Origin of the sequence: Candidatus Amarolinea dominans, from assembly GCF_016704685.1 — a bacterium.
GTDB lineage: Bacteria > Chloroflexota > Anaerolineae > SSC4 > Amarolineaceae > Amarolinea > Amarolinea dominans.
The window spans coordinates 244,534-270,778 of record NZ_JADIZS010000002.1; the positions used below are offsets into that span (position 1 = coordinate 244,534).

Below are 26,245 nucleotides of genomic sequence, written 5' to 3' on the forward strand. Positions count from 1 at the left end.
CGTGGTGGTTGGCTCACGCTACGTCGAGGGCGGCCGTCTCGATCGCAACTGGAGTTGGTGGCGCCATCTGCTCAGTTGGTGGGCCAACGCCATCTACGCCAGGATCATCCTGGGGCTGGGCGTCAAGGACGCCACCGCAGGCTTCAAGTGCTGGCGCCGCGCCACCCTGGAGGCCATCCTGGCCTACCCCATCCGCAGCAACGGCTACGTCTTCCAGGTCGAAATGGCCTACCTGGCGCAGCGCCTCGGTTTTCACACCCAGGAAATCCCCATCTACTTCGAGGACCGCCGCGCCGGCCGCTCCAAGATGTCCAACCGGATCAAGATCGAAGCCGCCTGGCGCACCTGGCTCCTGCGCTGGCGCTACCGCCAGGTTCGTCCCCTGGCCCGCCCCGCGCCGGCTCCGGCGCAATCCCCCAATGGCGCGCCCGGACGTTCATGAGACCGATCCTGGCCGCCTGGCTGCGCCGCTTGATCAGGGGGCCGGCGCTCATCCTCATCGTCCTGCCGCTCCTGTGGTTTGCGCCCGTCCTGTTCAGCAATCGCACCCTGCTGCCGGCCGACAACCTCTTCGATTTCGAGCCCTGGCGTAGCTTGGCCGCGACCTACGGCATCACCGCGCCGCACAACAGCCTGCTCAGCGACCTCCTCCTCGAAAATCTGCCCTGGAAGACCTTCATGCGCCAGGCCCTGGCCGAGCGCCAGCTCCCGCTCTGGAATCCGTACATCTTCAGCGGCGTGCCCTTCCTGGCGGCCGGCCAGCACTCCGCGCTCTACCCGCTGAGCCTGCTCTTCTACATCCTGCCGTTGCCGGCCGCCTACGGCTGGTTCACCGCGCTGCAGCTCGCCCTCACCGGCCTCAACGTCTACATCCTGGCACGCGTCTTCCAACGCTCGCGCCTGGCCGCAACCCTGGCCGGCATCGTCTTCGCCTTCAGCGCGTTCAGCATCGCCAGCGTCGTCTTCAGCATGATCCTGGCCGCCGTCGCCTGGCTGCCCCTGCTCCTGGCAATCATCGAAAAGGTGATTCAGAAACAGGCTGAGAAAGGCAACGCGCCCTTCTCGCCCGTCCCCTACATCGTCGGCGGCGCGCTCGTGCTGGGCGTTCAAGTGCTGGCCGGTCACATCGAAATCACCTACTACACCCTGCTCGTGATGGCCCTCTTTGCCCTCTGGCGCCTGTGGACCTTGCAGCGCCTGCTGGCCGCCTGGCGCCCCGTGCTGCGCCTGGCCGCCTGGTTCGCCGTCATGACCGCGCTCGGCCTCGCGCTGGCCGCGGTCCAGCTCTGGCCCCTGGTCGAACTGGTCAGCAGCAGCTTTCGCGCAGGCTCCGCCTCCTACGACCAGGTGGTGGGCTGGGCCTGGCCCGTGCGCCAGTTCGTCACCTTCCTCCTGCCCGACTTCTTCGGCAACCCCTCCCATCACGGTTTCACCGACCTCTGGACGCGCGCCTGGCAGGCCACCCCCCCCATCTTCTGGGGCGTCAAGAACTACGTCGAAGGCGCCAACTACATCGGCATCCTCCCCCTACTCCTGGCCGGCGTCGCCGTCTTGCTCCACGGCCGCCTCTCCCCCTCTCCGCCTCTCCGCCTCTCCCCTTCTCCCCTTCTCCCCCTCTCCCCCCCCCTCTCCGCCTCTCCCCCTCTCCCCCTCTCCCCCTCTCCGCCGCGCCACCGTCCTCTTCTTCGCCGTCCTGGCCCTGCTCGCCCTCGCCTTCGCCTTCGGCACCCCGCTCTACGCCCTCCTCTTCTACGGCCTGCCCGGCTACCGTCAACTCCACTCCGCCTTCCGCTGGGTCTTTCCGCTCACCCTCAGCCTGGCCGTGCTGGCCGCGTTTGGCCTGGATGCGCTGCGGGCCGGCGCGGGCCGGCGTGGGCCGGCGCGGCTGGCCTGGCCCTTGATCCTGACCGGCGCTGCCCTCGCCGCGGCCGTCGGCCTCAGCCTGGTCTGGCCCGCGCCCTTCCTGGCCCTCGCCGCCGGCGTGCTCGCCCGTTCGGACCTGGCCCGCGTCGCGTTTAGCGATGGCGCCGCGTTCTGGAGCTACCAGGCGCCCGGTCTGCTCAAGCTGGCCCTGGCCCTGGTCGGCGCCGGCGCGGTCCTGCGCTGGAGTCAGCGGAATGAGAGGCCCGGACCCTTAAGCCGCGGCTGGCCGCTGCTGGCGGTAGCCCTGGTTGCGCTCGACCTCTGGCTGGCCACGGGGGCCTTCAACCCCGCGGTGGATCCGGCGCTGCTGGCGGTCGAGCCGCCGTCTGTCCGCTTCCTGCGGGCGCAGGCCAGCCAGGAGCTGGGGCGCATCACCACCTTCGAAGACGCCAGCACCTCCAAGACCCTCAACGCCAACCTGGGCTGGCTGCTGGGCCTGCAGGATGTGCGCGGCTACGACTCGATCATCCCCCGCCAGTATGTGCAGTACATGCAGGCCATCGAGCCGCAGGGTGGTCTGCTCTACAACCGCATCTCGCCCTTCTACGACCCGGCCTCGCTCACCGACCCGCGCACGCATCTGCTCGGCGTGCGTTGGGTGATGACCGAACTCACCCTCGACCTTCCCGGCTACACCTTGATCTACCCTGCGTCGCCCTCCGTCCCCCCCAAAGTTGGGGGGTCAGGGGGGGGCCTGCCGACCGAGCCGGTCAAGATCTACCGCAACGAGAGTGCGTTCCCGCGGGCGTTTGCGGCCCCTTCCGCGGAGTTCGTCCCCGCCGACCGCCTGCTCGACCGCCTGACCGAGGTGGACCTGCGCCAGACTGTCCTCTTCGACGACCCCGCGGCGCTGGGCGCAGCGTCGCCCTCCGCCCCCCCCAAAGTTGGGGGGTCAGGGGGGTTCCTGGCGACCGTGGTCAACATCGCCAGCTACCAGCCCAACGAGATTACCATTTTCGTTGACCTGCCCGCGCCGGCCTGGCTGGTGCTCACCGACGCCTACTTCAGCGGCTGGAAGGCGTACACGCGTCCCCTGGCCGCAGAAGGCGTGCTGCCCGAACAGTCCCTGACCCTCTGGCGCGCCGACGGCAACTTCCGCGCGGTGCATCTGGACGCAGGCAAGCAAACGGTGCGTTTCAAGTACGCGCCCCTGTCGTTCCAACTGGGCCTCTATACCAGTTTTCTGGCGCTGATGACCCTCCTCCTCCTCCTGGGCTGGTGGGCATGGGGACGCTTCTACCGCGGCGAACACGAGGCGCACGAGGTCTCACGCGTCGCCAAGAACAGCCTGGTGCCCATGGGGCTGGCGCTGCTCAACAAAGGCATTGACTTTGCCTTTGCCCTGCTGCGCCTGCGCATCCTCAGCCCGGCCGGCGAAGGCAGCTACACCTTCGCCATCGGCTTCTACGTCATCTTCGAAATCCTGGTGCGCTTCGGCCTGGGCACCCTGCTGACGCGTGAAGTGGCGCGCGACCGCAGCCAGGCCGGTCGCTATCTGCTCAACGTCACGGTCCTGCGCGGCTGGCTGTGGCTGGCCTCCTTGCCGCTGCTGGCGCTCGTCATGCTCGCCTACGGCGCCTGGGGCGGGCTGACGCCGGCGGAGGGCTGGGCGATTGGCCTGTTCGCCCTGGCCCTGCTCTTCGCCGCCATCTCCGATGGCATCAGCGCCGTCTTCAACGCGTTCGAGGGGATGGAATACCCGTCCGGCGTCTCGACCGCCATCGTCCTGGGCAAGGTCGCCCTCGGCGCGCTCGTGCTCCTGCCCCCCCTCTCCTGGGGCTTCGTCGGCCTGGCCGGCGTCTCCGTCGTCATGAACCTGCTGCAGGTCTTCTGGCTGCTGGCCCTCATGCGCAGCAAGCTGCCGTTAGCGCCGCTCACGCGCCGCGATCTCGACCCGACCTTGCAGCGCAGCATGTTGACCGGCTCGCTGCCCCTCATGCTCAATCACCTGCTGGCGCACATCTTCTTCCGCCTCGATGTCTGGATTCTCAAACCGCTGGCGGGCGCGGCGGCCGTCGGCCTCTACGGCGCGGCCTACAAGTACATTGACGGTCTCAACGTCATCCCCTCCTATTTCACGCTGGCGATCTTCCCCTTGCTGTCACGCTACGCGCAGGCCGGCCAGGGCAACGGTGGCCGCGCCGCGCTCCTGCGCTCCTACGTCGTGGCCCTACGCCTGCTCGTCCTGGTCAGCCTGCCCATCGCCATCCTGGTCACTTTCATCGCCACCCCGCTGATCGCCATCCTGGGCGGCGCGGCCTATCTGCCCGGCTCCGCCATCGCCCTGCAACTGCTCATCTGGTCCATTCCCATCGGCTTCACCAACAGCGTCACCCAATACGTCCTCATCGCCGTGGATCAACAGCGCTTCCTCACGCGGGCCTTCATCATCGGCGTGGTCTTCAACGTCGCGGCCAACCTGGTCTTCATCCCGATCTTTAATTTATACGCCGCGGCCGCCATCACCGGACTGTCGGAACTGGCGCTCTGCATCACCTTCATGTTCAGCGTCTACCGGCACGTGGGGCCGTTGCCGTGGGGACAAATCGCCGGCCGGCCGCTGCTGGCCGGGCTGGGCATGACCGCGAGCCTGCTCGGCGCACAGCGTCTGGCCCTGCCGCTGCTGGCGCAGATCGCGCTGGCCGGCCTGGTCTACGTGGTCATCCTGATCGTCAGCGGCGCCTTCGACGATCCTGACATGCAGACCGTGCGCCGGGCGCTGCCCTTCGCCGGCCGCGCCCGGCGATAGCCCTCTCAGGTCTGGCGCCGCGGCCCGAATGGCGCCGCGGCCCGAAGATGGTATACTTCAGGTAGCGAGGAACATCATGCCAAATCAGACAGTCCAACAAGCTATCCAAATGATGGTAGAGCGATTGGTCGCTCGCTTCGATCCCGAGCAAATCATTCTGTTTGGCTCACAGGCGCGCGAGTCGGCCAACCCGGCCAGCGACGTAGACCTGTTGGTGATCATGCCGTTCAGCGGTTCCAAGCGCGCCAAACAACTTGAGATGCGCGTGGCGCTGCGTGACATCACCATTCCAAAAGACATCATTCTGGCGACTCCGGACGAAGTGACCCGGCGACGCGACATCGTTGGCACGATCATCCGGCCTGCACTGCGCGAAGGGAAAGTGCTGTATGCTCGATCTCCTGAATGATGAAGTGCTCATCGCGCGTCGGCTCCGTAATCAGGTGCATCGGCGCCATCCTGAATTGGTTCGCTAACCTTGTCGCATCTGCGGAGGTGATGCCATGAACACCGATCGCGAACGCAGCCTTTCGATTGGTTCTCTGCCCGCGGAGTCCCCATTTCGCTCTCCTCCCTGCTTTGGATGCGCTGATCGTACGCACTCCTTCTTCACAACTTCTTCACAAGCCATGCATCAGATCTTCGCAGCGCGTCGCGATGATGAAGGCGATGAAGGCGCGGCCGGGGTAGTCGAACAGCTCCGGTGCAAACTGACAAGAGAGAGAGACAGAAGATGGAGGAATCAAGCTCATGACGACGACCGCCCACATTCCGAATTTTGGTAGGATCAAACCCCGACGCAAGGGCCTGGCAGCCTGGCTCACGCACCACACCTTCCGCCGACTGGCGCAGCTCGGCGTGTTTCTGTTCATTCTGTTCATTGCCGTCCAGCACCTGCTGGTGGGCGAAGAGAGCGGGACGGTCACCGCGTCCTGGGAAGCCTACTGCCCGATGGGCGGCCTGGAGACGATGGTCAAATATCTCACCACCGGCGGCAGTTTTGTTTACACACGCACCTTTCCAATATCGTCATCCTGGCGGCCGCGCTGGCAACGGCCCTGCTGGCGCGCAACGCCTTTTGCGGCTGGCTCTGCCCGCTTGGTTTCATTCAGGACATGACCAGCCGTTTTTCGACCTGGGTGCAGAAGCGTGTGCCGGCCGTTCGCCGCGCGGTCAAGACGCTCAAGACGCGCGGGCAGCGCCTGGCTGTACTCGACCGCTATCTGCGTTTCCTGAAGTACGGCGTTCTGGCCTGGGCTGTGACCGGCGCGGCCGTCTACGGATTCATGGTGTTTCGCGACTACGATCCCTGGGCGGCTCTCTGGAATCTGCTGGAGCTGAGCATTGGCCCGGGCGTAGCCGTGCTGGCGCTGACGTTGATCGGATCGCTCTTTGTGGAACGCCCCTGGTGCCGCTACGCCTGTCCCCTGGGCGCAGCCACCGGACTGGTTGGCGCGCTCAGTCCCTTCTACCTCAAGCGTGAGGTTGAGGCCTGCAAGGCGTGCGCCATCTGCACCAAAGCCTGTCCGATGGGATTGGCGGTCCACACGGCGACGACCATCAAGAGCGCGGACTGCATCGGCTGCCTGGAGTGCGTGGATGAGTGCCCGCGCGAGGGCGCCCTGGAACTGAAACTTGGCCTGCCGGTCTTTGGTCATTGAGCAGCGAGAGGAGAATCAACCGTGAGAGTCAATCCATTTGTTTATGGTATACTGATCTTGACGCTCTTTTTCGGCGTCATCGGCGGGGCAAAGGCGGCGGGGTTCTGGTCCATTTCCGGCCGCATGACCTCAGCGGGCGGCAAAGTCCTGCCGACAGGCGCCAACGCGGAGGAGATCAAGGGCTGGATGACACTGGACGATGTGTCGGCTGCCTACAAGGTGCCCGTGGCGGAGATGCTGGCGGCGCTCAATCTGCCGGCCGATACACCCGGCGCGACACAGATCAAGTCGCTGGAGAGCGACACCTTCTCAACGGCCGATTTGCGGGCATGGCTGGCCGCTCGCGCAGGGTCGCCAGCGCCGTGAGGCGGAGGGACCCGCCTCGCGTTCGGAAGACTGGCTGAATCAAAGGATTGGACGGAAGGGGTATGACTGCAAAAATCCTGGTTGTGGATGACGAAGCCAAGATCGTCAAGCTGGTGCGTTCGTATTTGGAACAGGCCGGCTTTGCGGTTGTGGAGGCCGCTGACGGCCAAACTGCGCTGATCCAGGCCCGGCGCGAGCAGCCAGACCTGATCGTGCTTGATCTGGGGCTGCCTGGGCTGGACGGGCTTGAGGTTACGCGCACCTTGCGCCGCGAGCGGGCCACGCCCATCATCATGCTGACCGCGCGCATCGAAGATACCGACAAGATCGTGGGGCTGGAACTGGGCGCGGACGATTACATCACCAAACCGTTCAACCCACGCGAACTGGTGGCGCGGGTGCGCTCGGTTCTGCGGCGGACCGGGAGCGCAGCGCCGGCGCCGGCGGTTTTGCGCGCCGGCGAAATGGTCCTGGACACGGGCGGACACCAGGCCACCCTCGATGGTCGCATCCTCGATCTCACCCCAACCGAGTTCGAGCTCCTGGCCGTGCTCTTGCAGAACCCCGGACGCGTCTTCACCCGGCTGGAACTGCTCGACCGCGTGCAGGGCGATGCCTATGAGGGCTATGAGCGCACCATTGACGCCCACATCAAAAACCTGCGCGCCAAGCTGGGCGATGACCCGCGCCGCCCGCGCTTCATCCAAACAGTGTTCGGCATCGGCTATAAACTAGGGGGACTGGGGGCCGATCTGTGAACCGCCTGTGGCTCAAGCTGAGCCTGGCCTTCCTCGCGATCTCCCTGGCCGCCATCGGCGTGGTGGCTGTGTTTTCGGCCCTCGCCACCGGCGAACAGTTTCGCCAGTACGTGGTTGCCAGCGGCATGAGCGGTCAACCGGCCTGGGCGCAGACTTTGACCGACTACTATGCGGCCAACGGCAGTTGGGATGGCGTGGAGAGCGTGCTGGCGCAGCTTGGCCCTGGCAACATGGCGCGCGGACGGGCCGGCGCGGCCGGTCCCAACATCGCGGTCGCCGACGCCTCCGGCCGCGTGGTGGCGAGTAGGACCGGAGAGCTTGTCGGCGATGTCCTGCCGGCCAGCGCGCTGGCGCAGGGCGTTGCCTTGACGCTGAATGGCCGGCCGATCGGCGCCCTGGTCAATGTGCGGCCGGCCGATGTGGTGCTCGATGCGCAGGGACTGGCATTCCTGAGCCGCGTGCAGAACTCCCTGGCCTGGGCCGCGCTCCTGGCGGCCGCCCTCTCGCTCACCCTGGGCGTCCTCGTCAGTCGCCTGCTGACCGCGCCGCTGGCGCGCCTGACGCAGGCCGCGCAGGCGATTACCGGCGGCGATCTTTCGCAGCGCGTCGCGGTGCAGAGCCATGACGAGATCGGCGTCCTGGGCGCGGCTTTCGACGAGATGGCCGCCAGCCTGGCTGAATCGGAGACGCTGCGCAAGAACCTGGTGGCTGACATCTCACACGAACTGCGCACGCCCCTGACGATCATCCAGGGCAATCTGCAGGCGATCCTGGATGGCGTCTACCCACTGGAAATGGCGCAGATGGCCGGCCTTCACGACGAAACGCGGCTGCTGACCCGCTTGGTGGATGATCTGCACGATCTGGCCCTGGCCGACGCCGGCCAACTACGCCTGGAGCGGCTGCCGGTCAACCTGACCGAGCTGGCTGCCAGCGCGCTCGATCAATTCGGCCCGGCGGCCGAGGCGGCGGGCGTCAGGCTGGAGTTGGCGGCTGACGACGCCGCGGCCGTTGTGCTGGGCGACGCTGATCGCCTGGCGCAGGTGCTGCGCAACCTGTTGAGCAACGCGCTGCGCCACACGCCCGCCGGCGGCGCCATCACCGTGCGCCTGGCCCACCGCGCCGACCAGGTGCAGATGCAGATCAGCGACACCGGTTCGGGTATTGCCGCGGATGACCTCCCGCATGTCTTCGATCGTTTCTATCGCGGGGACAAGAGCCGCAGTCGCCGCGGCGGCGGCGCCGGGCTGGGGCTGGCGATTGCCCGTCAATTGATCCGCGGCCATGACGGCGCCATCGAGGTTGCCAGCGCCAGCGGGCAGGGGACAACCTTCATCGTGACGCTGCCCGCAGCGCCAGACGACCTGCTGCCCGCAGCGCCAGACGACCTGCTGCACGCAAAGGACGGTTGACCACCCGTCGAGAAAATGATAGAATGTGACCATGACGCGATCGATAGCGGCAGATTGAAAAAAGGCCAACAGATCAGCCGACTTCGGAATGATAGAAATCGAAAGGGGTGTAAAGACATGGTCGCTCTGGAACGAATTCAACAAGTTCTTCTGAGATTGCCTCCTTCCTACCAGACAGAAGTGCTTGATTTCACTGAGTATCTTCTGGCAAAAGCGAAACGCGAGGCAGTGTATCGAGAGGATGATTGGTCGTCGTTGTCGCTCTCCTTTGCTATGCGCGGAATGGAGGACGAAGAGACACCCACCTACGCGCTATCTGACCTCACGGTGGTGTTCGCATGAAACAGGCCGGACAAGTTGTTCTCTTCAGATTTCCCCAAAACCAATGGGGGGGGAAAAAAAACCGGCGCCCCCCGGCCCTGGCCCCCCCCCCCGGGGGAGGGACGGGGGTGGGCCGTGTTTCCCGCTTTTGCCCCCCCGTGTTCCCCCTTTGGGGGGATTGGGGGGGAGGGCGGGGGGGGGGTGGGGGGGGGGGGGGGGGGGGGAAGGGGGGAGGGGGGGGGGGGGGGGGGGGGGGGGGGGGGGGGGGAAACACCCCCCGCGCGGGGGGGGGGGGGGGGGCCCGGGAGGGAAAAACCACCGGCGCAAATTCGCGGATTGGCTGACTCATTTTTGAAGAAAACGTAACCGCTCAGGCATCCGGCGCCGATTACGGCCGCCGAATGAATTCGGGCCGCAGGGGCGTTCCACCCGGATATCACCTGCACGCCCACTACTACCCGACCCTTAGTATCTTACCAGTTTGCATGTAGCTCAAAACACGCGCCATAGCAGTAGATGGAACCACCTATGAATATCGGTATTATCAAACCCATTGACATTGACCAGGAAATGCAGACGGCTTACCTGGATTACGCGATGAGCGTCATCGTCGCCCGTGCGCTCCCCGACGTGCGCGATGGACTCAAACCGGTGCATCGGCGCATTCTCTACGCCATGCATGACATGGGCTTGAGCCATGACCGGACGCACAAAAAGAGCGCCCGCATCGTCGGTGAAGTGTTGGGCAAGTACCATCCGCATGGCGACGCCGCGGTGTATGAGGCGATGGTGCGCATGGCGCAAGATTTCTCCCTGCGCTACATGTTGGTGGACGGCCAGGGCAACTTCGGCTCCGTAGATGGCGACAACGCCGCGGCCATGCGCTACACCGAGGCCCGCCTGGCGCGCATTGCCTCCACCGTGCTGGCTGATCTGGACAAAGACACCGTGCCCTTTGGCCCCAACTTTGACGAATCGCTGCGCGAGCCTATCATCCTGCCGGCCCTCCTGCCCAATCTGCTCGTCAACGGCGCCAGCGGCATTGCCGTTGGCATGGCCACCAACGTGCCGCCGCACAACATCGGCGAAGTCTGCGACGCGCTGATCTATCTGATTGACAACGTCCAACGTATGGACGATGTCAGCATCGAAGACCTCATGCAGTTCATCCAAGGCCCGGACTTTCCCACCGGTGGGCTGGTCTTCCGTTATGGCGGTACCGCCACCGGCGAGCAGGAAGACCTCATCGCTCAGAGCTATGCCGTGGGCAAGGGGCGCTTCGTCATCCAGGCCAAAGCGCACCTGGAAGAGATGAGCCGCAACCGCAATCGCATCGTGGTCACCGAGCTGCCCTACATGACCAACAAGACGCGCCTGCTGGAGCGCATCGCCGAGTTGGTGCGCGATGGCCGCCTGGAAGGCATCAGCGACCTGCGCGACGAATCTGATCGCACAGGGATGCGCATCGCCATCGAACTCACGCGCACGGTGAACGCACAGCAAATTCTGAACGACCTTTTCCGCCTGACGCCCATGCAGCAGACGTTTGCCGTCTCCTTGCTGGCCCTGGTGGACGGTGAGCCACGCCTGCTGTCGCTCAAGAAAATCCTGACCCACTACATCGAGCATCGTCGCGAGATCATTCGGCGCCGCACGGAGTTCGATCTGACCCGCGCCCGCGCGCGGGCGCACATCATCCAAGGACTGTTGATCGCGCTCAAGAACCTGGACGAGGTCATTCAGATCATTCGCAGTTCGCGCACCGCCGAGACCGCGCGCACCAACCTGATGGGTCGCTTTCAACTGAGTGAAGTTCAGGCGCAGGCCATCCTCGACATGCCGCTCAAACGCCTGGCGCAGTTGGAACAGCAAAAACTGGAGCAGGAGCACAAGGAATTACTGCGCCTGATTGCCAGCCTGGAGGCGCTGCTGGCCTCGCAGGGCAAGATGCTGGCCCTGATTCAAGAGGAACTGCGCCAACTCAAGGCCACGTACGGCGACGCCCGCCGCACGCAGATTGTAGAACGGGCCAAAGGCAAAATGAGCGCGCAGGACCTCTTGCCCGACCAGGACGTGTGGGTGATGGCGGCCCGCGAAGGCACGCTTGCCCGCCGCCCGCTGGAGGAACTGAAGCCCGCCATGCTGCGCAGCCTGGCAGCCAACAGCGACCTGGCGCTACTGCGCGCCAACACCCGCCACGTCCTGGCGCTGTTCAGTCGCGATGGCCGCAGCGTACGCCTGGGGCTGCACCAGGTTAACGAGGTTAATCAGGGCAATCAGGGCAGCGGCAGTCACTGGGCCGATCTCAGCGGCTTCACGCGGCGCGACCGCATCGCGGCCATCGTCACCATACCCCGCAATCTCAACGGCGATAGTTTCCTGGTACTGGTTTCGCGGCAGGGCCGGATCAAGCGCGTGGCGCTGAACGATTTCCTGGACAGCGTCAACCTGGAGCCAACCGTCGTTTTCAATCTGGATGACAAGGACGAACTGGGCTGGGTCATGCTGGCGCCGGCCGGCAGCGAGCTGCTGCTCGTCACCCGCCAAGGGCAGGCCATTCGCTTCAAGGACGAGGATGTGCGTCCCGTCGGTCTGCCCGCGGGCGGCGTCAACGCCATCAAACTGGGCAACAAGGATCAGGTCATCCACGCAGGGTTGGCCGCGCCCGCGGCCGAACTGCTGACAGTGAGCGAACTGGGCTACCTGAAGCGCAGCGCGCTGGGCGATTTTCCCACGCAAGGCCGCGCCGGCAGCGGCGTCGTCGCGCACAGCCTCAACGCTCGTTCCGGTAAGCTGGCACAGGCGGCCGTGGCCGCGCCGGGGGGCCTGCTGGCGCTGGGCGCCAGTCAAGCGTCATGGCACGTCCTGGCCCTGGCCGATGTGCCGCTGGCCGGACGCAACACGCAGGGCAAGGCGCTGCTGTCCCTGGCCCGCGGCGAACAGGTGAGCGGACTGCTGGTGGTGGGTCAGGGGGGGAGCGCTGAGCCAGGTGAGACCAGAGAGACTCCCCCGGCCGCTAACCGACCGCCAAGCAGTGCCGCGCGCGGGGCGAAGGGTCAGGCGCAGCCCGCAGCCGAGCGCCAGTTGACCCTGGCCCTACCGTCAGGCAGGGAGGCGCCGGCCGCCGCAGCCAGGACTGCGCCCGCAGCCAAGCCGGGCAAGTCCACCGCCGCCGCGCCCGTGACAACGATCGCGCCTGGGCCGGGCAAGACCACCGCCGCCGCGCCCGTGACAGCAACAGTCGCGCCCGCAGCCAAGCCAGGCAAGTCAGCGGCCGCGCCCAAGTCCGCGCCGGGGGCCGCCGCGCCCGTGACAGCAACAGTCGCGCCCGCAGCCAAGCCAGGCAAGTCAGCCGCCGCGCCCAAGTCCGCGCCGGTGGCTGCCGCGCCCAAGTCCGCGCCGGTGGCCGCCGCGCCCGTGACAGCAACAGTCGCGCCCGCAGCCAAGCCAGGCGGGTCGGCCGCCGCCAAGTCCGCGCCGGTGGCCGCCGCGCCCGTGACAGCAACAGCCGCGCCGCAGCGCGGCCGGCAGCCAGGCAAGCCGCGTCCGCCGTGCTGCCGCCCGTGCCAGCAGCGGCCGCGCCCGCAGCCAAGCCAGGCAAGACCGCGGCCGCGCCCAAGTCCGCGCCGGTAGCTGCCGCCGTGACACACGGCCGCTGAGCAAACCGCAGCCGCGGCGCCCGGCTGCCAGCGCAGCCAAGCCAGGCAAGACCGCGGCCGCGCCCAAATCTGTGCCTGCGGCGCCGGCCCCAGCGGCGGTTCCCCCGGCCAAACCGGGCAAGTCCACGCCTCTCCGCATCTCCCCCTCTCCCCTTCTCCGCCTCTCCGCCGCCGCGCCCGCGGCCATCACCGAGAAGCCGGTCAGGGTAAGCAGTGTAAGCAAGGCCAGCGCGGCCGCCCAAGAACCGCCATCGCCCAAAGCGCCAAAAGTCAAACGTGTCAAACCATGAAGGGAGCGGCGCGGCGTCGCCACGGAGAGCGACTCAGCGCAGCGCCCAGCGCGTGACGCGCACCCCGGTAACCGCATGCGTGACCACCGGCTCTCCGTGCGCGTCCAGCCACTGCCGATTGAAAGCGCGCCGATCCCACGTCTCTGCCTCCGATTCGATCAACCAGACGTGGTCGGCCCCTTGCACCAGCCGGGTCAGGACCGCGCCGGTGCTGTCGAGTGACACGCGCTGGCGGTCGTTAGTGAACGGCGCCTCACGCCAGGCGTAATCCCAGCCCGCGTAATAGGCGAAGGTGAAGCGACTGTAGGGGTGCAGGAAGATCAGCACATCGGTCGGGCCACGCTGCGCCTGCACGAACGCGGCCGCGGTCCGAAAGTCGGCCTTGATGGGCGTCACGGCCTGGCCGCCCACGCCCACCAGGTTGAGACTCAGCGCCAACAGGAGCGCGCCGGCCGCGAGGGCGCGGCTGCGCTGGGCCACCAGGTAGGCGCCAACCGCACTCAGCAGATAGAACGCCGGGCCGAGGTAGATCAGGTAGCGGTCGTTGAACAGCGGGACACGCAGGGTGATGACAAAGAGCAGCAGCGGCGGTACCAGCAGCCAGGCCGCCAGTATGATGACCGGCCGTCGCCAGGAGCCTGGTTTACCGCCCGCCAGCAGCAGGGCCGCCAACAGCAGAAATACCCAGACGCTCACCAGGCCGATGGTGGGCACACCGCGCATACCGCGGCCAAAAGCCACCAGCAGAATGGCGAACATCCTCGGTAGGGACACGGGGCTGAAGCCGGGGTCGAACGTGGGTGAGGTGAACAGCCGCCATTGCCACCAGACCAGGGGGAGATAGGGCAAGACGAAACTGGCCAGAGCCAGCAGCGCGCCGCGCCAATGCCGTCGCGTGGACGGCCAACCCAGGGCAAAGAGCACCGCATGCACCGGCAGCAGCAGCACGAACATCACATGCAGATAGAAGCCCAGGCTGGTCAGCGCAATATAAACCAACCAGCGCAGGCGCACGCCCGCGGCCGCGGCCGTCAAGGCCCACAGGAGGGCCAACACGCTGCCCAGCGCCAGCGCCACCACCAGGGCGTACATCTTGCCCTCCTGGCTGTACCACACCAGGTAGGGCGACGTGGCGGTGAGCAGCATCGCCAGGGTGGAGACGCCGGCCGCGCCCGCGTGCGCCGTCGCTGTGGCGCCAAAACGCAGCAGACGCCGCGCCAGCACCCAGGTCAGCGGCACGCTGAGGGTTCCCCAAAGCACAGAAGGGAAGCGCAGGGCGGTCTCGCTCTGGCCGAAGACCTGCAGCCAGGGGCGCAGGAGCAGGAAGAAGAGAGGCCCGTTTTCCCCGGGCTTCGTGAACGTGTCCAGGAGTTGCGCCAACGGGCGCGTGGCAAAGCGCAGGGCGTCCACTTCATCACGCCACAGGCTCTGAAAATCAAGGTGATAGACGCGCAGGGCAAAGGCGAGCAGGATGATGGCCCACAAGAGCCATGGGTGACGGCGGCGACCCTCACCCATGGCCCCTCTCCCGCTGGGAGAGGGGAAGGGGTGAGGGCGCTCCCGGCTGGCCGGCGACCGGGCGACTGTCAGCGCGGCGGCGGGTTGAGTTGAGCGTGGCGGCCGGTGCATGGCAGCTTACTCGGCCGGCCCGCGCCGCAGCAGGAAGAACAGCCCGGAGCCGAGGCCCAGGATCACGAGAATGCCGCAGCCCAGCCAGACGAAACTGAGCGCCTGGATGAGGGTTTGCGCGAACAGGCCGGCTTCACCCGCGGATGCAACGGGCGGTGTGGGTGTGGCGGGCTGCACGAGGCCATCGGTGGCAGGCGGCCGCGGCAGCGGTGGTGCAACCACGGCGGGCAGCAAGGTCGCAGGTAGAAGGGCAGGTAGAGCGGTGGGTGTCATCACCTCGGTTGGGGGCGGCGGCGTATCGGGACTGGCCGGGGTAGGCGTGTCGGTCAGGGCAGGCAGAGTCGCGGTAAGAGTCGCGGTAACGAAAGCCGTCGGCCCAGGCAGCGTGGGCGTGGGTGTCGGCGGGGTGGCTGCGGGCAGGGGAGTGGCCGTCGGCGTCGGCATCGGTGTATCGGTCACGGCGCCTGGGGTGAACGAGGGTGTCCAGGTCGGGGTGATGGTGGGCGTGGGCGTCGCGGTGGGGTTCGTGGAATTCGATTGAAAAGGCAATGGCGCGGCGCGACCGGCTTCAAGTTGCAGGCCGATCAACAGAGAAGCCAGCACCAGCCACAGCAAGCTGCGCGCACCGTGCGTTGCGGTGGCAGGCGCCTGCAGCCGACGTTCAGCCGCGGACCGCGCCACGAGCGCAGTAAGATGGCGGTAACAATCAAGAAAGAATCGAATCACTATATTCACACATCGGCAAGCCCGCGCTTGGGGCCATGAGTGCAGATGACCATCAGGGCGCCAACGCATAAGCGCGCCACTGCTGCTCGAATTCACGCAGGTCGAGACCCAGACGCTGCATCGTGTCGCTGGGCGACAGACCGTCACCCAGGGCGCGCAGGAGGACGGGAATGCGACCGGGGTCGGTGCTGTTAGCCAGATAGGTGACCACCTGGTAGGACTGGCCCAGCGCCTGCGAGGTGCGTTCGATGCTGCCGTAGCGAAATGGCGGCCACAGGGCACTGATGGGCAAGAACTGCCCCTGGGAGGCGACAGTTCCGAACTGTTCGCTGAGGCCTGCGGTCATCGCGTTGTCGGGCACAAGGCGCTGCAGTTGCCAGAAGACCACCCCTTGCAGCAACACCCAGTTGCCATTGGCGAAGTTGCGCGTGCGCAGGAACAGCCCCGACTTCTCCATGGCCAGGCGCAAACTGATGTCATACGCGACAGTCTCCACCAGCTCTGCTGGCAGTTGACCGTCGAGGCGCACGCCACTGAGCTGCGGTGACGACAGGTGAAAGCGCCCCTCATCGAAGCGCGCCTGCGTGGGTGGTGCGTCCGCATCGAGGTAAAACTCAAGCTGCGGGCTGGCGCCCACGTTGAAATCGAGATGCGTCCGGCTGTAGAAATCCTCGGCCAGGTCACTGAGGGCCTTGACCAGCGCCTCGTCCTTTTCACGGTAGTGAAAGATCAGGTGTCGGGTTTCGAGGCTCCGCTCCTCGCCCCAATACGCAGTGTCGGGCGCGGTGCGTTTCCAATGGCCCGCAACCAGCCGGTAGAACTGGATGCGTTGATAATCTACCTGGTCGTGCTGATAGCGTACCGTGGCCCACGCGACATCGCCGGTCAGGATGAAGTCTTCCAGGGTCAACGTCGCGCTGACGGCGCTGCTGCTCAGTTGATCCATCTGCGTTTTTTGCAGATTTTGCCAGGCGGCATCGCTGTCATCCTGAAACGTAAGGAAGATCTCTTCATCACCGGCCGCCAGCGCGTTGGCCTCGACGGTGATGACTGCCTGCAGGTCGGCCCGTGCGATCTCACGATTACGCTGAGCCACAGCATAGATCACGCCCAGGCTGATGATCGTGCCGATCAGGGCGCCCAGGCCGAGATAGCGCACGACGCGCGTGGCTTCCCAATGCGTGGTGTGCTGCGAGGCAACCTGGCGCCCCTTTGGCTTTTGCGGGAGGGCCGATGCGGCAGGCGGCGCCGACTCCTGGTCCTCAGGCGGTCGCCAATCGTGCCGGGCCGGGCGGTGGTCGCCATCCCCATGACGCCAGCGCTCGTCTTCAGAATCATGCCAATCGAACTGAATGCTCATGGAGCTACCTATCGTCTGCTATTTTCTTGTGCAACAACAGCACATCGCCTGCCCATACGGTGTGAGTCAGGCCGGCCGCGTCCTGAACGAGCAGAGCGCCGTCGGGATTGACACCTGCCACCGTGCCGGTGAGCGTCGTGTCCGGCAGCGTCACCTGCACGGTCTGTCCGTAGTATGCCATCCGCTGCGCCCACGCGGCATAGGGTGAATGTCCTGCTTGCAGGCGTGTGTAATGGTCCTCGATGTGACGCAGGAGCGCCTGCAAGAGCGCCAGCCGGCTGACAGGCTGCCCCAACGCCTGGGAAAGGCTGATGGCGGTCGGCGCCAGTTCGTGGTCGGCCGGCAGCGCCAGGTTGACGTTCAGCCCCAGCCCCACGACCGCGTAGGCGATGCGATCGCCCTCCAACTGAGTTTCGGTCAGCACGCCCGCCAGCTTTTTCCCGTGCAGAAGGAGATCGTTGGGCCACTTCAACTGCACAGGCAGCCCGGTAACCTCTTCCACCGCGGCCGCGGCGCCCAGACCCACGCACATGGTCAAACGGGGGCCTTGCGGCGCGCCAAGCGCGGGGCGAAAAAGCATGGAGAGCAACAGGCTGGAGCCAGATGGCGCCTGCCAGACGCGTCCCAGGCGTCCCTTGCCGGCCGTCTGCGCGTCGGTCAGCAGCACGAAGCCATCGCCGGCGCCTTGCTGCGCGGCGATATGCACGAGCGGCTGGGTGGAGGGCACGATGGGCAGGTAGCGCAACGGGTGGCCCAGGCGGCGTGTCGGCAGGGTCAACGGTCGGCCCGCGCGCAGCGCCGTGGTCAAATCATCGGGCAGCGTCTGTAAGTCATGCGTCATGCCCATACGATACATCGGTTCTGCTGCCAGGTCAAGAAAGGTAGCTTCCGCAAACAGCACGGTCTGGTTCTGAGTTGACGCTGCGCGGCATATCTGGTACACTGCAAGCGTATCCAGCGACTTCGGACATCATCCGGCAATCGAGAACCCTGATTTCGGGCACGACAGTCGAGACACGGGTTGGGACGAGAAACCGTTCTGGAAGGTAGCATCACCATGTCAATCCTGTGGGCGCCGTGGCGCATGAGCTACATTCGTAGTCATTCCCAGCAACCGATCGTCGGCTGTATCTTCTGTGACAAGCCTGCCGGTGCGCACGACCGCGACGAGTTGATCTTGTTGCGCGGGCGGTACAACTATTTGATGATGAACCTGTATCCCTATAACAATGGTCATTTGTTGGTTGCCCCCTTCGCCCATCGGTCCAGCGTCGAAGATCTGCCCGTGGAGACGCTGACCGAGATGATGGTCATGACCAACCAGGGGTTGGCTGCGCTGCGTCAGGCGCTCAAGCCGCACGGCTTCAACCTGGGCGTCAACCTGGGCGCTGTGGCCGGCGCGGGAGTGGCGGAGCATGTCCACATGCACATCGTGCCGCGCTGGGGTGCGGACACCAACTACATGACGGTGACCGGCCGCACACGCGTCATCCCGGAGGCGCTGGAAACTACCTATGAGCGCTTGCTGGCTGTGCTCGACCCCATGGCGCCACCTGATCCCCGCCGGTGAAGGGCAGGCTCTCCTTTCTTCTGATTTCTGCTAGTTTCTGCTGATTTCCGCTAATTTGCCTTGTGATTTTTCCCCGGATCGTGTAAAATGAATCTATCTCACTGTCTCGCGAGAGGAACACCCGCTTGAAACGATTAGGCATTGCCCTGTTAAGCGCCAGTTGCGGTTTGATCGTTGGCGCTGCCGTTCTCTACCTGTTGACGGCTGTGATGGGAACAACCCCAGGGATCGCTCAACTCATTGCCGGCATCCTCACCCTGGCCATCAGTTTTGGCCTGGCGTTTGCCTTGTCGCGATCAGACGGCAGGTCGGCCGGCAACCTGGTCGCCACCCTGATCGCGCTCCCCGTGCTACTTGGCGTCTTCCTGGGCTGCGGGCTTGTATGGGCGATGCTGGCGGTTCTGATCACCGGCAGCTAGGCTGTGCGCCGGCATGCCACCTGCTGGCTCCAAACCTGATCCGGGACGCAGGCATTCAGTGCTCGCAGTTCAACAAAGGCTAATAGAGGCCGAGAGATATCAGCCGAGAGATATCAGCCGAGAGATATCAGCCGAGAGATATCAGCCGAGAGATATCAATGGAGGTCAGAAATGGACTTTAGGCTCAATGACGAGCAACGCATGATTCGTGATATGGCGCGCGACTTTGCGCGCAAGGAAATTGCGCCGGTTGCGGCCCACCACGATGAGACCGGGGAATTCCCCTACGAGATCGTGAAGAAATTGGGCGCCCTGGGCCTGATGGGCATCGAGGTGCCGGAAGAATACGGCGGCGCCGGGCTGGACACGTTATCCTATGTGTTGGCTATCGAAGAAGTGGCCAAAGCCGATGTCGCCACCAGCACCATCCTGTCGGTCAACAACTCGCTCTATGGCCACGGCTTGCTCAAATTTGGCAGCGAGGCGCAAAAACAGAAATACCTGGCGCCGATTGCCAGCGGACAGGCCATTGGCGCGTACGCGCTCACCGAACCGATGTCCGGTTCGGACGCCGGCAGTATGATCAGTCGTGCGGTGCGCAGTGCGGACGGCAGCCACTACGTCATCAATGGCCGCAAATCGTGGGTCACCAGCGGGCCGGTAGCCGATTATGTGGTGCTCTTTACAATGACCGAGCCGGAGAAGCGCCACAATGGTATTTCGGCGTTCGTCATCGAAACCGACCGGCCCGGCTTCAGCCCGGGCAAGGTAGAACCAAAACTGGGCATTCGGGCCAGCGCCACGTCGGAGTTGATCTTCGAGGATTACCGCTGCCCGGCCGAAAACATGATCGGCCAGCCGGGTCAGGGTTTCCGCATCGCCATGACGGTGCTGGACACTGGGCGCATTGGCATTGCGTCGCAAGCGCTGGGCGTGGCCGAAGCCGCGTACGAGGCCAGTGTGCTCTACGCCCGTGAGCGCCAGGCGTTTGGTCGGGCCATCGGTGAATTTCAGGGCATCCAATGGAAGATTGCCGACATGAAGACCCGCATCGAAGCCAGCCGCCTGCTCATCTACAATGCTGCGCAGGCAAAGATGGCGGCCAAAGAAACCGGCGGACGCTACACGCTGGAGGCGGCCATGGCCAAGTTGCACGCCAGTGAGACGGCCATGTTCGTGACGCATCAGGCCATTCAGATTCACGGTGGGATGGGTTACAGCAAGGAGATGCCGCTGGAGCGCTATTTCCGCGATGCCAAGGTCACTGAGATCTACGAAGGCACCAGCGAAGTGCAACGACTGGTGATTGCCCGCAGCGAACTGGGACTGCGTTGAATCGAAAGTAAACAAAGTAGACAAAGTAAACAAAGTAAACAATGAAAGCGGTTGTATTTTACGAACACGGCGGCCCCGAAGTGCTGCAATACCGGGAGGATATTCCGGTACCTGAAATCGGTGCGGACGATGTACTGGTGAAGGTGCGCTATGCTGCGCTCAATCGGCTGGACAACTTCGTGCGCAGGGGTTGGGCCGGCCTGCAGCTCAAAATGCCGCACATTCTCGGCTCTGACGGCGCCGGTACGCTTGCCGCTCTGGGCGAACGCGTCAGCGGCTGGCAGATCGGTCAGCGGGTGACCTACAATCCCACGCTGTGGTGTGGCAAGTGTGCCTATTGCGTGGCCGGCGAACACCCCTACTGTGACGAGTTTGCGATGCTGGGTGAACATGCGCCCGGCAACTACGCCGAGTACGTGCGCGTACCGGCACGCAATCTGCTGGCCGTGCCGGATGACGCCGATCTGCTGGCGGCGGCCGCGGCGCCGGTGGTTTTCGTCACTGCCTGGCGCATGCTGTTCACCAAGGGCAACCTGCAAGCGGGCGAAAGTGTGCTGATTGTCGGCGCGGGCGGGGGCGTCAACACGGCAGCGGTGCAACTGGCAAAATTTGCCGGCGCCACCGTCTTTGTCATAGCCGGTGATGCCGCCAAGGCCGAGGCCGCGCTGGCCCTGGGCGCCGATTGGGCCATTGATCGCAGCGTGCAGCCCAATTGGGGCAAGGCGGTGTGGGCCAGAACCAACCGGCGCGGCGTCAACGTGGTGGTTGACAATGTGGGGGAACCCACCTGGCTCAACAGCCTGCGCAGCCTGGGCGCCGGCGGCCGCCTGTTGACGGTGGGCGGCACGGCCGGCTACAATGCGGTCACGCCCATCAATCTCGTCTTTGCCCGTCAACTGCACATCATCGGCTCCACCATGGGCAGTCAGGCGGACTTCAACAAGGTGATGACCCTGATCTTCGCGGGTAAGATCAAGGTGGCGGTAGACGAAGTTTTCCCGTTGCAGGCGTACCCGGCGGCGCTGGCACGCATGATGACCGACCAGCACTTCGGCAAGCTCGTCGTGGAGATCGGATAAGCCGTTATGACACCGAGCAACAGACGCCATGACCGTCTGCAGATTCGCCCATCCCCTGATGAACGCAACACGCTGCAGCACCTGTACAGCACAGTTCCCTTTTGGCGGGTGGTGCGCAACTGGTTGGTCATCTACACAGCACGCTACCTGCCGTGGCTGCATGTCAAACGACGCCTGTACCAGGCCGTCGGCGTGACCATCGGCGAGGATGTATCGGTGGGACTTGCCGCGGTGTTCGATGTCTTTTTTCCCGAAGAGATCACGATCGGCGCCAATTCGATCATCGGCTACAACACGGTCATTCTGGCGCACGAGTATCTGCAGCGGGAATGGCGTAAAGGGCCGGTGGTGATCGGGCGCAACGTCGTCATTGGCGCGAACTGCACCATCCTGCCGGGGATCATCATCGGTGATGGCGCCGTGGTATCGGCCATGAGCCTGGTCAACAGGGACGTTTCACCCGGCGCCACCGTGGGCGGCGTGCCTGTTCGGGTGCTGGCTGAAGCTGAGAGCGGGGAGCGGAGAGCTGAGCTATGTTGAATGTCAATCGGCCCCTGCGACAACTTTTCGATCTATTGCAGCGCCGCGACCTGGCCTGGACGATCATCAGCCTGAACCTGATCGGTTTTATCGTGGGCACAGTCTACTGGTATGGCCCGCATTTCATGGTCGGCAAGAACGGCCTGGGCGCGCCGTCACCCCTGCTCTGGGTGTTCATCCCTGACTGCCCGCTCTTTGCGTTCCTCTTTGTGCTGGCGTACATCGGCTTACGCCGCCACAGGGACTGGAACTGGTTCTACGCCGTGACCGCCATCGGTTTGATCAAGTATGGCGTGTGGACGGTCACTTTTTGGCTTACGTACTGGAACGTGGGCGCCCCCATCACCCTGGAAGGTGTCATCATGACCGTCGCCCACCTCGGTATGATTACGCAAGGTATCTTTTTGTTGACGCAGTTCCGTGCCGAAATGCGTCATGTGTTGGTCGCCCTGGCCTGGTTTGTGCTCAGTGATTTTGTGGATTACGGCCTGGGCGAATACCCGTTCTTCTATCCAAGCGTGCCTTTATGGCTCATGCAGTGGCATACGATCAGCATGACGTGGTTGTTGTGCGCGTGGGTGGCCTTCCTGGCTGCACGCAAGGCGCCCGTGTTGCAAGCATCTGGTAGCAAATCCTAATCTCGACTGGAGGTCAGGCCAGTGACGCTCGACCCAAAGATCAAAGAACTACGTGAGTTGAAAGAGCAGGCCACGCTGGGGGGCGGCGCCGAGCGCATCGCCCGTCAGCACGAAAAAGGCCGGCTCACGGCGCGTGAGCGCCTGGAACTTCTGCTGGACAAAGGGAGCTTCCGCGAACTTGACATGTTCGTTACCCACCGCATCACTGACTTCGGCCTGGCCGATCAGCTCATCCTGGGTGATGGTGTGGTGACAGGCTACGGCACGATTGATGGACGCCTGACTTTTGTCTATTCCCAGGACTTCACCGTATTTGGCGGGTCCCTGTCGCAGGCGCATGCCGAAAAAATCTGCAAAGTGATGGATCTCGCCCTCAAGAATGGCGCACCGGTGGTGGGGCTGAACGATTCCGGCGGCGCTCGTATCCAGGAAGGGGTGGTTTCCCTGGGCGGTTACGCCGACATCTTCCTGCGTAACACCCTGGCCTCCGGCGTGCTGCCGCAGATATCGGTCATTCTCGGCCCCTGTGCCGGCGGCGCCGTCTATTCGCCAGCCATCACCGACTTCATCATCATGGTCAAGGACTCCAGCTACATGTTCGTCACCGGGCCGGAGGTGGTGAAAACCGTGACGCACGAAGATGTGACCTTCGAGACGTTGGGTGGCGCCCTGGTTCATGCCAACAAGAGCGGGGTGGCGCACTTCGTGGCCGAAGGTGAAGAAGAGGCCATGTTCCTCAGTCAGAAGCTGCTGAGATTCTTCCCGCAGAACAACCTGGAAGACCCGCCTCGGCGCACCGCCAGTGACGATCCGCTGCGCATGGATGCGGCGCTGGATCAGTTAGTGCCCGACAACCCGAACAAGCCTTATGACATGAGGGATATTCTGCAGCGCATCGTGGACGATGGCGATCTACTGGAGGTGCATGAGCACTTTGCGCGCAACATCCTGATCGGTTTCGCGCGCCTGGGCGGTCGTACCGTGGGCCTGGTTGCCAATCAACCGATGGTGCTGGCCGGCGTACTCGACATAGACGCATCCTGGAAGGCGGCGCGCTTCGTTCGTTTCTGTGACTGTTTCAACATTCCGATCGTGGTCTTCGAGGATGTGCCCGGTTTCATGCCGGGTACGGCCCAGGAGCATGGCGGGATCATCCGCAACGGCGCCAAACTGCTCTACGCGCTGTGCGAGGCCACGGTGCCCAAGATCACGGTCATCACGCGCAAGGCATACGGCGGCGCCTACTGCGTGATGAGCAGCAAACACATTCGCGGCGACCTCAACCTGGCCTGGCCCACGGCCGAAATTGCGGTGATGGGGCCGGAGGGTGCGGTCAACATCATCTTCCGACGCCAGTTGATGGAGGCCGCGGATTCGGAGGCCGAAAAAGCGCGCCTGGTAGCGGAGTATCGCGCCAAATTTGCCAATCCCTATGTGGCGTCCAGCCGCGGTTACATTGATGATGTCATCGAGCCGCGGGAAACGCGGCCGCGGCTGATCAACGCGCTGGAGATGCTGCAAAACAAGCGCGACACGAACCCGCCGAAAAAGCACGGTAACATTCCGCTCTGAAAGTCGCCCACTCTTATGCAACTCACGATCGAACTACCTGGCTGGCAATTTGCCGCCGCTGGTTATCCTAGCCTCCGCCCTGGCTCGCTCATCACCGTCATCCCCGATGGCGGCGCCGTCACCTTCGGCGAAGAGGGTGGCCTGGGCCAGTTGCACCGTGCCGTGCAGGGCAAGCCGCGCCTGGTGGCATTGGCCCCGGGCGTCTACGCGTTAGCCGGTGTGGTCACCGCGATCACCGATTTCCAGGTGGACGATGACACCCTGCTCGAATTCGAGGTGGATTGCGGCCTGTCCGTGCGCTTTACCTGCCTGCCAGACAACAGCGAACTGCCGCTGCACGGGCTGTGGGTCAGCGGTCTGGTGGTGCTGACCGCCGTCATGGCCGAATCAGACACGCGCCTGTTGGGTCAACCCCTGACCGCCATCGTGCAGGAGATTCAACAGTGCTGCTTGCGCAGCACGGAAGAGACCTTTGGCAATCTTCAAGCGCTGGCCGAGCTGGCCCCCTTGCCGTTTGGCCCGGACCTGGTGTACGTGACCCTGCATGGTCGAGGCGGGAATCTGTGAACGAACCTGGTGCGTCAACGACCTCCGCCGAAGCCCTGGCGCAAATCGTCGAACTGCTGCGCGCGCGCGCCTACTTCACCAGCCAGGGCCTGCCGGTCGCGGCCATTGAAAAGGCGCAAGAGGCCAACAAACTGGCCGAGCAGCACGGCATGTTGGCGCAGCAGGCCAACATCTATGTCCACCTGGCTGAGGATCAGGCCTTTCTGCTGGGCAGCTACGAGGCGGCGGCGCAGAATGCGCGACACTGCCTGGAGTTGAGCGAACAGCTCCTCGGCGACAACAAGACGAAAATCGCCACGGCCTACAGTGTCATTGGCTTTTGTGCCGCCCAAGAGCATCATTACGTAGATTCAGTCTGGGCGCTGCGTGAGGCGCTGGACACGCTGGCAGAAATGCAGCAGCGCAAGCCGGTTGATCTGTCGGTACACGAACAGCGCACCTTGCTGCGCGCGTATATCAACCTGGCGAACTCGTTTGCCCTGGTTGGCGAGTACCTGCAGGCGCGTGACCTGTACCTGAAAGGTCTGGAGTTGGCGCGGGCGGTGGGCAACCAGGTGGCTCTCATCACCCTGCTTGAAAATCTGGGCCACTATGAGATCCTGCTGGGCAACTATGCGCAAGCCGAAGCGTATCTGATCGAAGGTGAAGAATTGGCGCGCACGGCCACCCATGCCGATTGGCTGGAGCGCCTGAGCTACTTCCACCAGATGCGCGCCGAAGTCTGCTTCCGCCGCAGCGAACTGCGTGAAGCCTGGCGCTACGCCAGCCAGGCGCTCGACATGCACGTGCGCCAGTTGTTCCATTTCGACCGCTCCGTGGTGGCCGACGTCAATGCGCTGATTGGCAACATCTACCTGGCCAGCGGCGCCTACCAGACCGGCCTCGATTGTCTGCAGCGCGCCGAACGCATCTACCATCACCGGGGCATGGTGGCCGAGGCCGACCGCGTCCATTTGCAGTTGGCCCTGGGGCGCATGTTGCTGGAGGGCGGCAGTTTGCTACCCACGGCACGGCCCAACTTGCTCTCGACCGAAGATGAACGTTCGTTCGTATTGCTCAGCCAGGTCATGGATCTGCTCTTCGATATGTACACCGTGGAAGAAGAGGTGGCAGATCACAGCGATCGGGTGGTGCGTTATGCGCTCCTGTTGGCGCGGCAGCTCAACTTGCCGGCTGCAGGCATAGACGCCCTGGCCTACATTGGCCCCTTGCACGACCTGGGCAAGATGCGCGTGCCGCCGGAGATTCTCAACAAGCCAGGCGCCTTGACCGAAGACGAGTTCAATCTGATGAAACGCCATCCCGAAGAGGGGGTGGAGATTCTGCTGCAGGCTGCCCTGGGCCTGAGCGATGAGGCGCTGGCCCTCCTGCGCCATCATCACGAACGTTGGGACGGCCGGGGTTATCCGGCCGGCCTCAAGGGTGAGGCCATTCCACCTGTCGCCCGTGCGCTGAGCGTGGCCGATTCATACGATGCCATGACCATGGATCGTCCCTATCGTAAAGGTATGCCGCACGGCGAGGCCATGCGTCGCCTGGCAGCCGCGTCCGGTTCACAGTTCGATCCGGCGGTTGTGGCGGCCTGGGAGGCACTGCACGAAGTGCCCGCTGACTTCAAGTATGTCGCAAGCTGGTAAAACCTGGAGCATCCGCCCCCCCGACAAACCCGGC

The 26,245-nt window shown here is 64.4% G+C and carries 25 protein-coding genes; 20 read left to right on the top strand and 5 right to left on the bottom strand.

Annotation, left to right across the window (positions count from 1 at the left end; genetic code table 11):
* Window position 1: 1 nt before the first annotated feature.
* The 4 genes from IPF85_RS02640 (at window position 2) to IPF85_RS02655 (ending at window position 5,081) form a co-directional block, all read left to right on the top strand.
* Window positions 2–442 (top strand): hypothetical protein, encoded by a 441-nt coding sequence (locus tag IPF85_RS02640; protein ID WP_343406513.1) that lies wholly within the window; start codon window positions 2–4, stop codon window positions 440–442.
* The gene (locus IPF85_RS02645) at window positions 439–2,019 is read left to right on the top strand and encodes a YfhO family protein (RefSeq protein WP_343406514.1); all 1,581 of its coding nucleotides are present in this window, start codon (window positions 439–441) and stop codon (window positions 2,017–2,019) included. The genes IPF85_RS02640 and IPF85_RS02645 overlap by 4 nt, the downstream gene beginning before the upstream one ends.
* Window positions 2,020–3,115: 1,096 nt before the next feature.
* Complete coding sequence (locus IPF85_RS02650) at window positions 3,116–4,672, top strand: flippase (protein ID WP_343406585.1); 1,557 nt, start codon at window positions 3,116–3,118, stop codon at window positions 4,670–4,672.
* A gap of 76 nt (window positions 4,673–4,748) precedes the next feature.
* Entirely contained in the window at window positions 4,749–5,081 is a 333-nt protein-coding gene (locus IPF85_RS02655; protein ID WP_343406515.1) for a nucleotidyltransferase domain-containing protein, read from the top strand.
* Window positions 5,082–5,292: 211 nt separating this feature from the next.
* Here the strand turns inward: IPF85_RS02655 and IPF85_RS02660 are convergent, their stop codons facing one another.
* A complete protein-coding gene (locus tag IPF85_RS02660) occupies window positions 5,293–5,424 on the bottom strand; it encodes a hypothetical protein (RefSeq protein WP_343406516.1) in 132 nt (43 codons plus the stop codon).
* Between IPF85_RS02660 and IPF85_RS02665 the strand changes: the two genes are divergently transcribed.
* From IPF85_RS02665 to gyrA, 7 genes are all read left to right on the top strand, one after another.
* Window positions 5,423–5,791 (top strand): hypothetical protein, encoded by a 369-nt coding sequence (locus IPF85_RS02665; RefSeq protein WP_343406517.1) that lies wholly within the window; start codon window positions 5,423–5,425, stop codon window positions 5,789–5,791. The genes IPF85_RS02660 and IPF85_RS02665 overlap by 2 nt on opposite strands.
* Window positions 5,788–6,333: a 4Fe-4S binding protein gene (locus IPF85_RS02670; RefSeq protein ID WP_343406518.1), complete on the top strand. Its 546-nt coding sequence runs from the start codon at window positions 5,788–5,790 to the stop codon at window positions 6,331–6,333. The genes IPF85_RS02665 and IPF85_RS02670 overlap by 4 nt, the downstream gene beginning before the upstream one ends.
* Window positions 6,334–6,354: 21 nt before the next feature.
* On the top strand, window positions 6,355–6,699 hold the full coding sequence (locus IPF85_RS02675) for a hypothetical protein (protein WP_343406519.1): 345 nt from the start codon (window positions 6,355–6,357) through the stop codon (window positions 6,697–6,699).
* A gap of 62 nt (window positions 6,700–6,761) precedes the next feature.
* The gene (locus IPF85_RS02680) at window positions 6,762–7,457 is read left to right on the top strand and encodes a response regulator transcription factor (RefSeq protein WP_343406520.1); all 696 of its coding nucleotides are present in this window, start codon (window positions 6,762–6,764) and stop codon (window positions 7,455–7,457) included.
* Window positions 7,454–8,869, top strand: coding sequence for an ATP-binding protein (locus IPF85_RS02685; protein ID WP_343406521.1), 1,416 nt, complete (start codon window positions 7,454–7,456; stop codon window positions 8,867–8,869). Before IPF85_RS02680 ends, IPF85_RS02685 begins: the two co-directional genes overlap by 4 nt.
* A gap of 117 nt (window positions 8,870–8,986) precedes the next feature.
* Complete coding sequence (locus IPF85_RS02690) at window positions 8,987–9,211, top strand: DUF2281 domain-containing protein (RefSeq protein WP_343406522.1); 225 nt, start codon at window positions 8,987–8,989, stop codon at window positions 9,209–9,211.
* A 507-nt stretch (window positions 9,212–9,718) separates the two neighbouring features.
* The gene (gyrA, locus tag IPF85_RS02695) at window positions 9,719–12,823 is read left to right on the top strand and encodes a DNA gyrase subunit A (RefSeq protein ID WP_343406523.1); all 3,105 of its coding nucleotides are present in this window, start codon (window positions 9,719–9,721) and stop codon (window positions 12,821–12,823) included.
* Window positions 12,824–13,172: 349 nt separating this feature from the next.
* On the opposite strand, the gene IPF85_RS02700 is transcribed toward gyrA, so the two are convergent.
* From IPF85_RS02700 to IPF85_RS02715, 4 genes are all read right to left on the bottom strand, one after another.
* The gene (locus IPF85_RS02700; protein ID WP_343406524.1) at window positions 13,173–14,657 is read right to left on the bottom strand and encodes a glycosyltransferase family 39 protein; all 1,485 of its coding nucleotides are present in this window, start codon (window positions 14,655–14,657) and stop codon (window positions 13,173–13,175) included.
* 117 nt (window positions 14,658–14,774) lie between these two features.
* Window positions 14,775–15,494: a hypothetical protein gene (locus tag IPF85_RS02705; RefSeq protein WP_343406525.1), complete on the bottom strand. Its 720-nt coding sequence runs from the start codon at window positions 15,492–15,494 to the stop codon at window positions 14,775–14,777.
* Window positions 15,495–15,546: 52 nt separating this feature from the next.
* Complete coding sequence (locus tag IPF85_RS02710) at window positions 15,547–16,854, bottom strand: hypothetical protein (RefSeq protein ID WP_343406526.1); 1,308 nt, start codon at window positions 16,852–16,854, stop codon at window positions 15,547–15,549.
* A gap of 4 nt (window positions 16,855–16,858) precedes the next feature.
* Window positions 16,859–17,710, bottom strand: coding sequence for a biotin--[acetyl-CoA-carboxylase] ligase (locus IPF85_RS02715; protein WP_343406527.1), 852 nt, complete (start codon window positions 17,708–17,710; stop codon window positions 16,859–16,861).
* 201 nt (window positions 17,711–17,911) lie between these two features.
* Here IPF85_RS02715 and IPF85_RS02720 point away from each other — a divergent pair, with 201 nt between their 5' ends.
* The 9 genes from IPF85_RS02720 (at window position 17,912) to IPF85_RS02760 (ending at window position 26,211) form a co-directional block, all read left to right on the top strand.
* Window positions 17,912–18,424 carry an HIT domain-containing protein gene (locus IPF85_RS02720; RefSeq protein WP_343406528.1) on the top strand — a complete coding sequence of 171 codons (513 nt, stop codon included), beginning with the start codon at window positions 17,912–17,914 and terminating at the stop codon, window positions 18,422–18,424.
* 125 nt (window positions 18,425–18,549) lie between these two features.
* A complete protein-coding gene (locus IPF85_RS02725; RefSeq protein ID WP_343406529.1) occupies window positions 18,550–18,843 on the top strand; it encodes a hypothetical protein in 294 nt (97 codons plus the stop codon).
* 171 nt (window positions 18,844–19,014) lie between these two features.
* Window positions 19,015–20,178 (top strand): acyl-CoA dehydrogenase, encoded by a 1,164-nt coding sequence (locus IPF85_RS02730; RefSeq protein ID WP_343406530.1) that lies wholly within the window; start codon window positions 19,015–19,017, stop codon window positions 20,176–20,178.
* A gap of 41 nt (window positions 20,179–20,219) precedes the next feature.
* On the top strand, window positions 20,220–21,257 hold the full coding sequence (locus IPF85_RS02735; protein WP_343406531.1) for a zinc-binding dehydrogenase: 1,038 nt from the start codon (window positions 20,220–20,222) through the stop codon (window positions 21,255–21,257).
* 6 nt (window positions 21,258–21,263) lie between these two features.
* A complete protein-coding gene (locus IPF85_RS02740) occupies window positions 21,264–21,797 on the top strand; it encodes an acyltransferase (protein WP_343406532.1) in 534 nt (177 codons plus the stop codon).
* Entirely contained in the window at window positions 21,791–22,435 is a 645-nt protein-coding gene (locus IPF85_RS02745; RefSeq protein ID WP_343406533.1) for a DUF1405 domain-containing protein, read from the top strand. Before IPF85_RS02740 ends, IPF85_RS02745 begins: the two co-directional genes overlap by 7 nt.
* Before the next feature lie 21 nt (window positions 22,436–22,456).
* The gene (locus tag IPF85_RS02750; RefSeq protein ID WP_343406534.1) at window positions 22,457–24,007 is read left to right on the top strand and encodes an acyl-CoA carboxylase subunit beta; all 1,551 of its coding nucleotides are present in this window, start codon (window positions 22,457–22,459) and stop codon (window positions 24,005–24,007) included.
* A 15-nt stretch (window positions 24,008–24,022) separates the two neighbouring features.
* Window positions 24,023–24,574, top strand: a complete 552-nt coding sequence (locus IPF85_RS02755) for a hypothetical protein (protein WP_343406535.1) — start codon at window positions 24,023–24,025, stop codon at window positions 24,572–24,574.
* Entirely contained in the window at window positions 24,571–26,211 is a 1,641-nt protein-coding gene (locus tag IPF85_RS02760; protein WP_343406536.1) for an HD domain-containing phosphohydrolase, read from the top strand. The genes IPF85_RS02755 and IPF85_RS02760 overlap by 4 nt, the downstream gene beginning before the upstream one ends.
* Window positions 26,212–26,245 lie beyond the last annotated feature (34 nt).

Excerpts from the sequence above, each read along its gene's own strand:
- IPF85_RS02645 (WP_343406514.1), top strand. The coding sequence starts at position 439 with ATGAGACCGATCCTGGCCGCCTGGCTGCGCCGCTTGATCAGGGGGCCG.
- IPF85_RS02650 (WP_343406585.1), top strand. The coding sequence starts at position 3,116 with ATGACCCTCCTCCTCCTCCTGGGCTGGTGGGCATGGGGACGCTTCTAC.
- IPF85_RS02655 (WP_343406515.1), top strand. The coding sequence starts at position 4,749 with ATGCCAAATCAGACAGTCCAACAAGCTATCCAAATGATGGTAGAGCGA.
- IPF85_RS02665 (WP_343406517.1), top strand. The coding sequence starts at position 5,423 with ATGACGACGACCGCCCACATTCCGAATTTTGGTAGGATCAAACCCCGA.
- IPF85_RS02660 (WP_343406516.1), bottom strand. The coding sequence starts at position 5,424 with ATGAGCTTGATTCCTCCATCTTCTGTCTCTCTCTCTTGTCAGTTTGCA.
- IPF85_RS02670 (WP_343406518.1), top strand. The coding sequence starts at position 5,788 with ATGACCAGCCGTTTTTCGACCTGGGTGCAGAAGCGTGTGCCGGCCGTT.
- IPF85_RS02680 (WP_343406520.1), top strand. The coding sequence starts at position 6,762 with ATGACTGCAAAAATCCTGGTTGTGGATGACGAAGCCAAGATCGTCAAG.
- IPF85_RS02690 (WP_343406522.1), top strand. The coding sequence starts at position 8,987 with ATGGTCGCTCTGGAACGAATTCAACAAGTTCTTCTGAGATTGCCTCCT.
- gyrA (WP_343406523.1), top strand. The coding sequence starts at position 9,719 with ATGAATATCGGTATTATCAAACCCATTGACATTGACCAGGAAATGCAG.
- IPF85_RS02700 (WP_343406524.1), bottom strand. The coding sequence starts at position 14,657 with ATGGGTGAGGGTCGCCGCCGTCACCCATGGCTCTTGTGGGCCATCATC.
- IPF85_RS02710 (WP_343406526.1), bottom strand. The coding sequence starts at position 16,854 with ATGAGCATTCAGTTCGATTGGCATGATTCTGAAGACGAGCGCTGGCGT.
- IPF85_RS02715 (WP_343406527.1), bottom strand. The coding sequence starts at position 17,710 with ATGTATCGTATGGGCATGACGCATGACTTACAGACGCTGCCCGATGAT.
- IPF85_RS02720 (WP_343406528.1), top strand. The coding sequence starts at position 17,912 with ATGTCAATCCTGTGGGCGCCGTGGCGCATGAGCTACATTCGTAGTCAT.
- IPF85_RS02730 (WP_343406530.1), top strand. The coding sequence starts at position 19,015 with ATGGACTTTAGGCTCAATGACGAGCAACGCATGATTCGTGATATGGCG.
- IPF85_RS02735 (WP_343406531.1), top strand. The coding sequence starts at position 20,220 with ATGAAAGCGGTTGTATTTTACGAACACGGCGGCCCCGAAGTGCTGCAA.
- IPF85_RS02740 (WP_343406532.1), top strand. The coding sequence starts at position 21,264 with ATGACACCGAGCAACAGACGCCATGACCGTCTGCAGATTCGCCCATCC.
- IPF85_RS02745 (WP_343406533.1), top strand. The coding sequence starts at position 21,791 with ATGTTGAATGTCAATCGGCCCCTGCGACAACTTTTCGATCTATTGCAG.
- IPF85_RS02755 (WP_343406535.1), top strand. The coding sequence starts at position 24,023 with ATGCAACTCACGATCGAACTACCTGGCTGGCAATTTGCCGCCGCTGGT.